Below are 11,792 nucleotides of genomic sequence, written 5' to 3' on the forward strand. Positions count from 1 at the left end.
CGCCTATGTTTGCTGTTGAAGTCCGCGACCATGTAATGATCGCACATTCCCTACCCTCTCCTGTTTTTGGCCCCGCGCAAGGGATGCACGGCGCGACCTTCGTGGTGGATGCGGCGTTTTACACCGAAGATCTGGATGAAAACGGTCTGGTCGTTGATATCGGCTTGGCCACCGAGGCTCTGGCCAACACGCTTGCCCCGCTGCGCTACGCCAATCTGGACGAAGTCCCAGCGTTCAAGGGCAAGATCACAACGACAGAGTTTCTTTGCTGTCACATTTGGGATCAACTCAAGACGGTCGCAAAAACCAGCGGATTGGGCGACAATGGCCGCGTCAAACGCATTCGGGTGCAGCTGCACGAAAGCCATGTGGCGCGTGGGTGGTATGAAGCAGACATCTGAAACCAGCTTTGAACCGGATTGGCTGAATCTTCGGGAACCAGCCGATCACCGGGCCCGCGATCTAAAACTGCTCGCTAGAGCCGCAGGCAGCGTTCAGGATGGGTCCGTTGTACTGGATCTGGGCAGTGGCACCGGATCAACTGCCCGGGCATTTGTTCAAGCAGGGTTCGCCAAGATGCGTTGGCGCTTTTTCGACAACGACGCGACCCTGTTGCGTATTGCAAATGACCGCCATCCCGAAGCCGAATGCGTCGTCGGCAATCTCGGTGACGTAAAAAATCTGCCGCTCGGGGACGTCGGCCTGATCACGGCTTCGGCCTTGTTCGATCTTATGCCCGAAAGCTGGATCAATGCTCTGATCCTCCGTGCAGCCGATGCGGGCATACCAATCTACACGGCCCTGAACTACGATGGCCAAATGAGCTGGACGCCCAACGACGAACGTGACTGTGTCGTCACTCTTGCGTTCAACCGGCACCAGACGAACGACAAAGGTTTGGGACCAGCGCTGGGGCCGTTATCCGGGTCACGGTTTGCGGAATTGAGCGAAATAGTGGGCTACACTGTTGCTTCCGCACAAAGCCCTTGGCGGTTGGGGCCGCAAGAGACCCAACTGCATGACGCAGTTTTAGACGGAATCGCGCAGGCAGCCCACGAGGCTGGCTCGAAACACGCCCTCGATTGGGGAAGAGACAGGCGGGGCGCAGTCGCGGAAACGCTTGGGATGATTGGGCACACTGATCACTTATCGGTACCGCGATGACAGTCGCTCAACTCTATACAGAATGCGGAGAAACCAATGCACGACGTTGACGTAACACCCAGGGTTTGGGACCGCATTCTTGCCGTTCGAGCGGGTCATGGTTGTCTGTGCGATCCGGATTGGACGGAAGGCGAAAAGCGGGCTATCTCTGTCTACGGAGCGTTAGCACAGCCGAACCCCTCGGGTCAGGTAATCGGGCAGATCGGGCAATCACTGGACGGACGGATTGCAACTGTGTCGGGCGATGCCAAAGACATCTCAGGGCGCGAAGGGCTGATACATTTACACCGTCTACGGGCTTTGTCGGATGCGGTTGTGATCGGCGTTAAAACTGCACTGCATGACAACCCACGCCTCACCGTTCGCCTCGTCAAAGGTCAAAATCCGGTCCGCGTGATCATTGACCCAAACGGGAGGATGCCAAACGATATCGGTCTGATGCAGGACATGAACGCCCGGTGCATAGTCATCCAATCGGTAGATGCACCGCGTCCTGACCATATCGAAGTGGTCAAGTTGCCCCGCACCCATTGGATTTCGCCGGCACAAATCCTGGGCGCGTTGCGTCAGCGCGGATTGAACCGCGTCTTGATCGAAGGTGGCGGCATCACGATTGCTCAGTTTCTTGAAGCAGGGCTGCTGACCCGGCTGCATGTCGCGGTTGCACCCCTATTGATCGGGGCCGGACCACAAGGGCTGACCACATCACCGGTTCCTAGCCTGGCGCAGGCCCTTCGGCCCAAGACGGACGTCTATGGTTTGGGTACAGACGTGCTGTTTGACTGCACACTGAAACCTCGACACGAACAAGTGGCCGCCTACCCCTTGCCCTGCCGGACCGCTGCTCATGCGTCCTAACGCGAATAGGTTGAACTTTGAACAATGACCGCCAACCCAGAACCGCCAACACGGGCTTTATGGATTACCAAAGCCGCTAGCACTGAAATACGCGAAACGGACATCCTTGATGGCCCGGACCATATACAAGTGTCCACCCAGTTCTCGGGCATCAGCCGGGGCACCGAACGGCTTGTGTTTAACGGTCAGGTACCGCGCAACGAACATGACACCATGCGTGCGCCGTTTCAGCAAGGCAATTTCACCTTCCCCGTCAAATATGGCTACTCGGCTGTTGGCACCGTTCAATCCGGACCGCGCGAGGGTGAGACTGTATTCGCGCTATATCCCCACCAGACACGGTTCAGCATACCCTCACATGCAGCCATTTCCATCAACCCAGCAGTCCCTCCTGCGCGCGCCGTGTTGGCAGCCAATATGGAAACGGCATTGAACATAATGTGGGACGCGGGCGTTTGCGCAGGCAGCAAAGTGACCATTGTTGGCGGCGGTGTTGTCGGCGCGCTGACAGGATACCTGTGCGCCAGAACGCCCGGAACCGAGGTTTGCATAGTGGACATCAACCCGGACAAGGCCGCGCTTGCCGGACAGTTGGGTTGTGCATTTGCCACCCCCGAAAACGTGCCCGAAGACGCAGACATGGTCATCCACACCTCAGCCAACTCAAGCGGATTGGCGACAGCAATAAACGCTGCCGGTGTCGAAGCAACGATTATCGAGGCCAGTTGGTATGGTGATCACCTCACGACCGTGCCGCTTGGTGCCCGATTCCATCAAAGGCGGTTGCGGATCATCAGCAGCCAAGTCGGTCGTATCCCCGCACATATGGGAGCGCGCTGGGACTACAAAATGCGGCTAACCAAGGCGATTGACCTGTTGGCAGACCCAGTTCTGGACGCATTGATTTCGGGTGAAACTGAATTCGCAGATCTTCCAGAGAATTACGGGTCTATTCTGGAAGATCCATCGACCCTCTGCCATAGAATACGGTATTCCAACAGATGACGTTGCCGCAGGAAGTTACTCCTTGGCTGTCGCCCAAGGCGTCTGAACACATGCAAGCGATGGCACGGGCCGCGCTTCGCGCCGGGGCCGGGTTGCAACAAGCCTTCAAGACCCGCGACACGCTAAACATTTCACAAAAATCCAAAGGCGACTTCGTATCCGACGCAGATCGCACGGCAGAAGCGGAAATCAATCTGCACCTGACCGCGACCTATCCCAAGTATGGTTGGCTCGGTGAAGAGACTGGAACGCGCGCGGGCATCGGGACTGCTTTGCGATGGGTGGTGGATCCGTTGGACGGGACGACGAATTTCCTGAAAGGTATTCCCCATTGGGCCATATCCATAGCGTTATGTGATGGCGACGATGTACTAGCTGCGTTGATCTACGATCCCCAGAAAGCCGAAATGTTCACAGCCGAACGCAGCTGCGGCGCATTTTTGAACGGGCGACAGATATCGGTCAGCGGCGAAGGTGATCTGACCGCAGCTTTGTTTGCCACTGGCGTCCCTGCCGGGGGGCGTGTGACCTATCTGAAACCTGCCCTTCAGGACCTTGAACGACTTATGCCAGAGTGTGCCGGTATTCGCAGAAACGGCGCTGCGGCCCTTGATCTTGCCTATGTCGCCGCCGGGCGGCTTGAAGGGTATTGGGAGCGGAACCTGGGTCCGTGGGACACAGCTGCAGGAATTCTGTTGGTACAGGAAGCCAAAGGGGTCGTGCAGCCGCTTTGGCCGGATCAAGACATCTTTTCGTCAGGCTCTTTTCTGGCAAGCAACGCAGCCTTGGCAAATACGTTCCGCAAATTCATTGTCTGAGGTGATCTTAGACCAATCCCCCCCGCCTGATCACGCGCCTGCGTTTGTGATGAGGTCGTCGTTTGCAAGGTGGTCGATCAGGTGCCGGACGCGGGTCGTCATACGGCGATTTTGCGGGAAAAGAGCGGCGACGACATAAGGTGCCACACGGTAAGTAGAAAACAGTTCGATCAAAGCACCCGACCTGAGAGCCTCAGCTACTGTGTAAGCAGGACATCGTGCGATCGCCACACCATCCATCGCAAGACGCGCCGAAGCTGCGGGGGCATTGGCGCGCAACCGTCCGCTTACCGGAACCGCCACATCTTCGCCTTTGATATCGAACCGCCACAGCCCGGGCTCGGACATGTTCCCGTCAAGAATGCAGTCATGTGTTGCCAGGGCGCGTGGGTCTGTCGGCGTGCCTGCGCGGTCCAGATACGCGGGGGATGCGCATACGATTAAAGGCATTTGCCCCAGTTGACGCACTTTCAGTGAACTGTCGCGCATCGGACCTATCCGGATAGCGAGGTCCAGACCCTCATCAATGATCGACACCCTGCGGTCGGACAGGTTCAGGTAAATCTCGACCTCGGGGTGCTGTGTTGCAAAGGCCGCAAGTGACGGCGCAAGCCGCACCGAGCCAAAGCCGGTCGGCGCAGAAATCCGGATTACGCCGCGCAGTGATTTCTGGGCGTTTCGGACTGTTTCCTCAAGTTCGTCAAACCCATCCAGCAGCGGTTCGCACATTGCCAGATACGTCGCACCCGCATCTGTCAGGGATACGCTGCGTGTCGTACGGTTCAAAAGCTGCACGCCCAATGCCTCTTCCAGATCAGCAACATATTTGCTGACCAGTCGAGATGAACGCCCCATCCGCTGCGCCGCCAACGTGAAAGAGGCATTTTTTGCCACCAGCGCGAATGCGCGCATTCGATCAATCTTGTCCATTTTATTGCGCCCTTTCAGGGCCTAATTATTCGCAAAATCTGACAATTATCATCCAACTTCGCAAGAGTTATCTGTCCGTCAGACACAGCTTATGAATGACAGGAGCCAACAGATGTCCAACGCAGTTCGTATCCACCATTTCCCGAAATCAGGTCACGCGCATCGTGCTTTGGTCTTCGCCCAGCTCGCAGGAATTGCGCACGAGGCCATCTTTGTTGATCTGGCCGCCGGAGAGCACAAGACACCCGAATTTCTGGACATGAACCCAAACGGTCAAGTACCGGTCTTGCAAGATGGCGATGTCGTCGTATCGGATTCGAACGCAATTCTGGTCTATCTTGCCCGGAAATATGCGTCTGACTGGATGCCCAGCGATCCAGTCGGAGAAGCTGCTGTCCAGAAATGGTTGACCCTTGCCGCAGGTGAAATTGCGTTTGGGTCATGTGCCGCACGTTTGATTACAGTCTTTGGTGCTCCGTTGGATGCCGATTTTGCCGCGGCCACCGCAGCCCAGGCAATGAAAAAGCTAGAAAATGGCCTTGAGGGGCGTGATTGGCTGGTTGGCGACCGCCCGACCATTGCAGATGTAGCTGGCTATTCCTACACCGCCCATGCGCCCGAGGGGAATGTCTCGCTTGACCCTTACCCAAACGTACGGGCCTGGATCGCGCGTTTCGAGGCCCAGGATGGCTTTGAACCGATGCCCTCCACCGCTGCGGGCCTCGTGGCCTGAACCAAACCTGCCCGAAACTTGAGTGTAAAGAGCTTCGGGCAAGGGTTCCCAGTGTTGGGAAATAAAGAAGGAGTGAACCGATGGTCGACGCAGATACCCCATTCCATGCCGGTGAACTGGCCGCACAAAAACGCGCGGGCGCGGATAATATTGCCACCATCGGAACACGCTATATACGCGATTTCATGCCCGAACAGCACCGTACGTTCTATCAGACGCAACCGTTTCTCGTCGTCGCCTCAGGTGACTCGGACGGTCAGGTCTGGGCAACAATCATCGAAGGGCCTGATGGTTTCATCGGGTCTCCTGATCCGGAACGCCTGACGTTGGATACACAAGTTGACCCGCTGGATCCTCTGGTACACAGCCTGCAGGAAGGGACCGATATTGGGGTCGTCGGGATCGAACTGGCCACAAGGCGCCGCAACCGTCTTAGCGGCCGGACCCGACGTTCAGACCAAGGGCTGATCATAGACATTCGCCAAACATTCGGAAACTGCCCGCAGTACATCAATGAACGCGACTGGTGGCGCGCCCCGCGAACCGTGCCCACAGAAGCCCAAGAATCCGACCATCTCAGCCCCGGCCAAATCGCTCGCATCCGTGCCGCTGACACGCTTTTCCTGGGTTCCGGTCATCACGCCCCGCAAAAGGCGGCCTCGGATGGGTACGACGCTTCGCATAGAGGCGGTGAGCCAGGGTTCGTGCGCGTGATCAGCCCAACCCGGTTGCGCATACCGGATTATTCCGGGAACAACTTTTTCAACACGATTGGAAATCTGCTGCAGGACCCCCGTGTCGGATTGTTGTTTGTCGATTTCGCAACCGGTGGACTTTTGCATCTGACCGGGCGCGCCAAGATCGACTGGGCGCCCGAAGAAGCGCGTGATCCAAACATTTTGCGCATGATCGACGTTACGATCGACGCGGTGATTGAACGGACCGAGGCACTTTCGTTACGTTGGTCAGCGGACCCTGCCCCGTCGCAAAACCTGACCGTAGTCGACAAGAAATCCGAGGCCGAGGGGATCACATCGTTCCACCTCGCTCCGGCCGAGGGCGATACTCTGTCACCCTTTCAAGCCGGGCAGCATTTGCCGATCGCCCTCGAAATACCTGCGCATGATGTAAAGATACGTCGGTCTTATTCCCTGTCGGGCAAACCCGGTGAAGACACTTACCGGATCACTGTAAAGCGCGAGCCAGGTGGGACTGCATCGCAATTCCTACACGACAGCATCAAAATAGGAGACACGATCGAAGCCCGCCCTCCGGCTGGTGATTTTCTGATACCTGATTCAACACGCCCTTTGGTTCTGGTCAGCGTGGGTGTTGGTTTGACACCAATGATGGCCATGCTGCATCGGTTGGCGCAACAGAATACCGGACGCCAGGTATGGTTCGTGCATGGCGCACGCAACGGTCGTCACCATGCACTGTCCCAAGAAACAGACCGCCTGATCTCGGCGACCCGCGGCGCACGGAAACGCGTGTTTTTCAGCCAACCCGACAGCGGCGATCTGGTTGGCCGCGATTTCGACGCAGAAGGCCGCGTCACGGCCGCAGAGGTTCTGGCGCTCGATACCGGTGCGGATGCGCTTTACATGCTTTGCGGTCCCGCCGGATTCGTGACTGATCTGAAGTCAGGTTTAGAAGCTGCCGGAATAGACGGAAGCCAAATCCACTATGAAACCTTCGGCTCTGCCTGACCGCTGCCGTTAGTCCAACCGCTGTTTGCTATGGTTGAGGCTAAGGATGTCGCGACGGCTGTAGTGCCCTGCCGGATCCAGTTTCAGATGTGCGGCGATAACCTGATCCACATCGATCTCAGCATAGAGCGTGATCTCTTCGCCCGTGACTGGACCAGCAATCAATTTGCCACCGGGTGCCGCGATCATGCTACCGCCGTCGTTGATGACATCGCGCCCCTCGGTTACGTGTTTTCGCAAGGGGAAGCTGTCAGGAATGTCACTGCTGCGCAGCAGACCCGAAACCGAAACAACATAAACCCGCCCCTCCATCGCGATGAATTGTGTGATGTGGTCGGTTACGTCCAGATCACCTGGCCATGTTGCGATATGCAACTGTTCTCCCTGCTGGTACAGCGCTTGCCGGGCCAGAGGCTGCCAGTTTTCATAGCAATTCAAACCGCCGACCCGGATGCCTTTCCAATCCTGAACAGCCAGACCATGCCCATCCCCATCGGCCCATAGCAGCCTTTCGTGAAACGTCGGCTTGAGCTTGCGATGCACATTCACGACACCCTTGTCGGGCAGGATTGTCACCAACGAGGCATAAACCGAACCGCCCGAACCAGCCCGTTCAACGATCCCGGTCATGACGGCAACGCCAAGGTCAGTTGCCTCGGCACAGATCGCAGCAATCTCGGGGCCGTCGGTCGTAATCGCGGACTTCAGATAGGCCACATGCCCGATCTTCAGCAGCTCGTCATTATGGGCCACGCTCGGGGCGCGCAGCCATACGGGATAGCCGGACAAAAAAACCTCGGGGAAGACAACCAATTCGGCCCCACTGGATGCGGTATCCCGCAGCAGGGCGATCAGCTTGTCCGTGCTGGCCTGTGGATCAAGAAAGACCGGAGCGGCCTGAACAGCGGCAACTTTCATAAGGCAATGTCCTGCTCGTTTTAACTATGACCCGCGCATGATCTCATCAGGCACGGGCCAGGGTGTCAAATCAGACGTTTAACCCGGATTGGCCGGCGCTTTGTCCATATCATCCGAAACCGGGCCCCAGGGTTGCGCAGAATTGCACCAGATCTGGATCGAGGGCTTGACCCATGAACTGTCCTGCAACGTCCCGGCCTTTACCGCCGCAAGGTCACCAAAGGCTGGCATCTCGGTCGACAGGGGCGAGCCGCAATTGCCGCAGAAATTACGGGTCACCGGCTGCCCGGATGCCCCGTTCATCACATAGGTCCTGCGGCTGTCACCCTCGAATGCGATCGACGCGGTCGGCACCAGCACATTGGTCGAATAGGCCGAGCCGCTTTGCCGCTGGCAATCCGGACAATGGCAGACGACCATCATGGCAGGCTCATCGGCGCTGGAACTATAGGTGACCTGTCCGCACAGGCAGCTTCCTTCGATCTTGGGCATTGGTGTCTCCTTGCTGATGGTTCTGGTTTTATTGGGATTTCTCTTTTGTTGGCATCAGGTGGGCGGCCGATTGATTGAACAGGGTTTCGTTCTGCTGCGCCGTGGCTTTGCCCGTGAACTGAGCGTTTTTGTGCAGGTTGATCGCATCACGAACGGCAGGGCGTGCCTTGATCCGTTGACGCCAGGCGGCAACGTTTGGAAAAGCATCCAGTGAAACGCCCAAAGGTTTCGCGATGAACGCCCACGGAAAACACATCATATCTACGATCGTATAGCGGTCGAACATATACTCGCGCCCCTCAAGCCGGTTCTCTAGGACCGCCAGAGACCGTTCGAACTCGCCCTTGTATCGCTTGTGGGAATAGGGCTGGTCCTTCGGCGCATAGTTCACAAAGTGGCTCAGTTGACCGCCCATCGGACCCTGATTGGCTGCCTGCCAGAACAGCCATTCGGTAAAGGCGATCCGCTCGCGTGGGGTTTCGGGGCCGAATTGGCCGCTGCGATCTGCCAGGTACAACATGATGGCGCCGCTTTCGAAAACACTCAGCGGGCCACCGTCTGCGTCATGGTCCAGAATGGCCGGCATCCTGGCGTTTGGGCTGATCGCCAGAAAGTCGGGTTGGAACTGGTCGCCACCGCGCAGGTTCATAAGAATGGTGCGATGATCCAAACCAGTTTCGGCCAGCATGATCGCGACTTTCCAACCGTTCGGTGTGGGAGAGTAATAGAAGTCAATCATGATGCATCCGCCAGAGGGTTTGGGGTCAGGCTCGCGCGGACCTCGGCAGTGTGTTCGCCCAGTTCCGGCGCGGGGCGCAAGTCGGTCGCCGGAGTACCATGAAACACGGTAGCCGGCCGGGTCTGCCGCAGGCGACCGGCAGTCGGGTGGTCATATTCGACGAACATACCATTGGCCTCGAGCTGCGGATGTTGGCGCATCTCGCGTCGTGTCAGGACAGGGGCACAGGGGACACCCGCCTCTTCCAGTGCAGTCAACAACGTGTCACGGTCAAGGTCACGCACCATCTCTTGCGTCAAGTCCAGCCGCGCGTCCCGGTTGATGTCGCGCAACTCGGTCGTTTTAAAGCGTTCGTCGTCGATGATATCAGGGCGACCTGTGGCATGGGCCAGAGCCTCCCAATGCTTGTTCTGCATGATCGAAATACTGAGGTATCCGCCTTTCACCTCATAGATCAGATCATGGAAAGACTGGCTGGCCTCAACCTCCATCTCATCGCCCACAAAGGTGTGGCCGTTCATGTCCGAGGCCCAGAGGAAAGCCGCCACTGTGTCCAGCATCGACAGCGTGACCTTCTGGCCCTTTCCTGTGCGTTCGCGGGCAAACAGCGCGGCGGTCACCGCCTGACTGGCCTGTACCGCCGTCAGCTTGTCGGGCAGGATCGTGCGGACCAGACGCGGACGCTCCTCGTCCGATCCGGCCTGAACCGTGGTCAGCGCCGATAACGCCTGTATCAGCGGGTCATAGACAGGCTTATTGGCCAAAGGTCCGTCGAACCCGAACCCAGAAATGGACATATAGACCAGCCGGGGGTTGAGCACACTCAGCACTTCATAGCTAAGCCCAAGACGATCCACGACACCGGGGCGGAAATTCTGGATAAACACGTCGGCGTCCTGCACCAGCGTCTTGATCATGGCGATATCATCGGGATTTTTCAGATCGGCCACCACCGAGCGTTTGTTGCGGTTATTGTTCAGGTAAGAGGCCGAATGTCCTCCCCGGCGAGTCGCCACGTGACGGGTAAAGTCGCCGTCGGCGCGTTCGATCTTGATTACATCGGCTCCCTGATCGGCAAGGATCATCGTGCTCATGGGGCCGGACACAACGGCGGTCAGATCAATGACCCTGATGCCCGACAGGGGGCCGTTGCGCTGAATGTCACTGTGCTGGGCCATCGCCAAACTCCTGCAAACCTTAGTTTGAAGCTAGGTTGCGAAGGAACAGGTTTGTACTGCAAAAACCTCAGCAAGAGTTGAAAAAAATTCAATTCCTTTGCGTCAGCAACCAGTCATGGAACCGCTTGACATCGGACCGCATGGCACCATCGGGCCGCGCGACATAATAGCCGATATTGTCGGCGTCGGGCAGATCAAAAGGCGCGCACAGAACGCCAGCCGAAAGCAAAGAATCCACCAGCGGTCTGCGGCCCAACGCAATACCCAAACCGTCCTGTGCCGCCTGAATCGTCAATTCATAGGTTTCAAGACTATACCGCTGATTGGCCGCCGGAGGTTGAAACCCCCGCGCCTGGCACCAGTGATCCCATTCTGCATCCACGGTCGTATTTGCCAAAACCCGCTGGGTTTTCAAAACTTCCGCCAGCGCCATACCTCCAATCGTCTGAGCAAACGCAGGCGACATCACGGGCACGATGACTTCGCGCATAAGCGGAGTTACAACCGTTTGAGGCCACTCGCCCATTCCCCGCCGGATTGCCAGATCAACATTTTCCCGTTCTAGATCAACCACACGTGTTGTGGTGACCAAATTGACCTCAAGATCGGGGTGGCTACGTTCAAGATCGGAAAGCCTCGGCAACAGCCAGCCGGCTGCAAAAGACGGCGTCAGAGTCAAAGATATCCGCTTGCGCCCCGGCATCGAACGGATGGCCTCGGTCGCGCGCAGTATCTCGGACATCGGCCCTTTGATCTGATCAAAAAACTGTGCGCCATCGGCGGTCAGAAACAGACGTCCCTTGCGGTTTTCAACCAACCGGACCCCCAGTTCGGATTCAAGCGACTTGACCTGGTGGCTGATAGACGACGCCGAAACTTGCAAGCGTTCCGCTGCCTTGACGGCGCTGCCGGTCAAAGCAACTTCGTAGAAGGATTTCAACCCACCAAAAGGCGGAAAATAATCATGTGGAATGCGCGGTCTGACCTTGGACATGGCGCCATCTTAGCCATCGTTCGGGAGATGAACAGCCAGAGCAGATCAAATCCCTTTCGCACAGTACATGGCTATCTCATACAGTTTTCAGCAAACCAGAAAACGCTGTTTGGTTGATAACTCCGTGACGCCTATTCACTCGCGTCATATTACCTTTCCGGGCGTTTAACCATGTTCCTATGCGAATGCACAGAACATCGGCACAAGTGGTGAACTCCGGCGTCTGGGGATCGACCTCAAAGACGGGCCTATTT

Annotated in this window: 13 protein-coding genes; 7 read left to right on the forward strand and 6 right to left on the reverse strand. The window is 57.2% G+C overall.

Annotated features, from left to right (window positions below):
• The first annotated feature begins 5 nt into the window (after nucleotides 1–5).
• Genes AC2FNR_RS03480 through AC2FNR_RS03500 form a run of 5 tightly spaced genes read left to right on the forward strand, consistent with a single transcriptional unit; the run spans nucleotide 6 to nucleotide 3,845 of the window.
• Entirely contained in the window at nucleotides 6–401 is a 396-nt protein-coding gene (locus AC2FNR_RS03480; RefSeq protein ID WP_496848011.1) for a 6-pyruvoyl trahydropterin synthase family protein, read from the forward strand.
• Nucleotides 385–1,164, forward strand: coding sequence for a class I SAM-dependent methyltransferase (locus tag AC2FNR_RS03485; protein ID WP_496848012.1), 780 nt, complete (start codon nucleotides 385–387; stop codon nucleotides 1,162–1,164). The genes AC2FNR_RS03480 and AC2FNR_RS03485 overlap by 17 nt, the downstream gene beginning before the upstream one ends.
• A gap of 36 nt (nucleotides 1,165–1,200) precedes the next feature.
• Entirely contained in the window at nucleotides 1,201–2,022 is an 822-nt protein-coding gene (locus tag AC2FNR_RS03490) for a RibD family protein (protein WP_496848013.1), read from the forward strand.
• A 24-nt stretch (nucleotides 2,023–2,046) separates the two neighbouring features.
• Nucleotides 2,047–3,027 (forward strand): zinc-dependent alcohol dehydrogenase, encoded by a 981-nt coding sequence (locus AC2FNR_RS03495; RefSeq protein ID WP_496848014.1) that lies wholly within the window; start codon nucleotides 2,047–2,049, stop codon nucleotides 3,025–3,027.
• Nucleotides 3,024–3,845, forward strand: coding sequence for an inositol monophosphatase family protein (locus AC2FNR_RS03500; protein WP_496848015.1), 822 nt, complete (start codon nucleotides 3,024–3,026; stop codon nucleotides 3,843–3,845). Before AC2FNR_RS03495 ends, AC2FNR_RS03500 begins: the two co-directional genes overlap by 4 nt.
• Nucleotides 3,846–3,875: 30 nt before the next feature.
• Here AC2FNR_RS03500 and AC2FNR_RS03505 read toward each other — a convergent pair whose 3' ends face one another.
• Entirely contained in the window at nucleotides 3,876–4,775 is a 900-nt protein-coding gene (locus AC2FNR_RS03505) for a LysR family transcriptional regulator (protein WP_496848017.1), read from the reverse strand.
• Nucleotides 4,776–4,887: 112 nt separating this feature from the next.
• Between AC2FNR_RS03505 and AC2FNR_RS03510 the strand changes: the two genes are divergently transcribed.
• Both AC2FNR_RS03510 and AC2FNR_RS03515 read left to right on the forward strand, forming a co-directional pair.
• On the forward strand, nucleotides 4,888–5,508 hold the full coding sequence (locus tag AC2FNR_RS03510) for a glutathione S-transferase family protein (RefSeq protein ID WP_496848018.1): 621 nt from the start codon (nucleotides 4,888–4,890) through the stop codon (nucleotides 5,506–5,508).
• An 80-nt stretch (nucleotides 5,509–5,588) separates the two neighbouring features.
• The gene (locus tag AC2FNR_RS03515) at nucleotides 5,589–7,217 is read left to right on the forward strand and encodes an FAD-binding oxidoreductase (RefSeq protein ID WP_496848020.1); all 1,629 of its coding nucleotides are present in this window, start codon (nucleotides 5,589–5,591) and stop codon (nucleotides 7,215–7,217) included.
• Between the two features lie 9 nt (nucleotides 7,218–7,226).
• On the opposite strand, the gene AC2FNR_RS03520 is transcribed toward AC2FNR_RS03515, so the two are convergent.
• From AC2FNR_RS03520 to AC2FNR_RS03540, 5 genes are all read right to left on the reverse strand, one after another.
• Nucleotides 7,227–8,135, reverse strand: a complete 909-nt coding sequence (locus tag AC2FNR_RS03520) for a carbon-nitrogen hydrolase family protein (protein ID WP_170754300.1) — start codon at nucleotides 8,133–8,135, stop codon at nucleotides 7,227–7,229.
• 78 nt (nucleotides 8,136–8,213) lie between these two features.
• Nucleotides 8,214–8,627 (reverse strand): GFA family protein, encoded by a 414-nt coding sequence (locus AC2FNR_RS03525; protein ID WP_170754302.1) that lies wholly within the window; start codon nucleotides 8,625–8,627, stop codon nucleotides 8,214–8,216.
• 28 nt (nucleotides 8,628–8,655) lie between these two features.
• Nucleotides 8,656–9,366, reverse strand: coding sequence for a glutathione S-transferase family protein (locus AC2FNR_RS03530; protein ID WP_170724620.1), 711 nt, complete (start codon nucleotides 9,364–9,366; stop codon nucleotides 8,656–8,658).
• On the reverse strand, nucleotides 9,363–10,544 hold the full coding sequence (locus AC2FNR_RS03535) for a CaiB/BaiF CoA transferase family protein (RefSeq protein WP_496848023.1): 1,182 nt from the start codon (nucleotides 10,542–10,544) through the stop codon (nucleotides 9,363–9,365). Before AC2FNR_RS03535 ends, AC2FNR_RS03530 begins: the two co-directional genes overlap by 4 nt.
• A gap of 88 nt (nucleotides 10,545–10,632) precedes the next feature.
• Nucleotides 10,633–11,538 carry a LysR substrate-binding domain-containing protein gene (locus AC2FNR_RS03540; RefSeq protein WP_496848025.1) on the reverse strand — a complete coding sequence of 302 codons (906 nt, stop codon included), beginning with the start codon at nucleotides 11,536–11,538 and terminating at the stop codon, nucleotides 10,633–10,635.
• Nucleotides 11,539–11,792 lie beyond the last annotated feature (254 nt).

It is taken from the genome of Ruegeria sp. SATB045 (assembly GCF_059613525.1).

Coding starts and splice junctions, on each gene's coding strand:
- AC2FNR_RS03480 (WP_496848011.1), top strand. CDS start 6: ATGTTTGCTGTTGAAGTCCGCGACCATGTAATGATCGCACATTCCCTA.
- AC2FNR_RS03485 (WP_496848012.1), top strand. CDS start 385: ATGAAGCAGACATCTGAAACCAGCTTTGAACCGGATTGGCTGAATCTT.
- AC2FNR_RS03490 (WP_496848013.1), top strand. CDS start 1,201: ATGCACGACGTTGACGTAACACCCAGGGTTTGGGACCGCATTCTTGCC.
- AC2FNR_RS03495 (WP_496848014.1), top strand. CDS start 2,047: ATGACCGCCAACCCAGAACCGCCAACACGGGCTTTATGGATTACCAAA.
- AC2FNR_RS03500 (WP_496848015.1), top strand. CDS start 3,024: ATGACGTTGCCGCAGGAAGTTACTCCTTGGCTGTCGCCCAAGGCGTCT.
- AC2FNR_RS03505 (WP_496848017.1), bottom strand. CDS start 4,775: ATGGACAAGATTGATCGAATGCGCGCATTCGCGCTGGTGGCAAAAAAT.
- AC2FNR_RS03510 (WP_496848018.1), top strand. CDS start 4,888: ATGTCCAACGCAGTTCGTATCCACCATTTCCCGAAATCAGGTCACGCG.
- AC2FNR_RS03515 (WP_496848020.1), top strand. CDS start 5,589: ATGGTCGACGCAGATACCCCATTCCATGCCGGTGAACTGGCCGCACAA.
- AC2FNR_RS03520 (WP_170754300.1), bottom strand. CDS start 8,135: ATGAAAGTTGCCGCTGTTCAGGCCGCTCCGGTCTTTCTTGATCCACAG.
- AC2FNR_RS03525 (WP_170754302.1), bottom strand. CDS start 8,627: ATGCCCAAGATCGAAGGAAGCTGCCTGTGCGGACAGGTCACCTATAGT.
- AC2FNR_RS03530 (WP_170724620.1), bottom strand. CDS start 9,366: ATGATTGACTTCTATTACTCTCCCACACCGAACGGTTGGAAAGTCGCG.
- AC2FNR_RS03535 (WP_496848023.1), bottom strand. CDS start 10,544: ATGGCCCAGCACAGTGACATTCAGCGCAACGGCCCCCTGTCGGGCATC.
- AC2FNR_RS03540 (WP_496848025.1), bottom strand. CDS start 11,538: ATGTCCAAGGTCAGACCGCGCATTCCACATGATTATTTTCCGCCTTTT.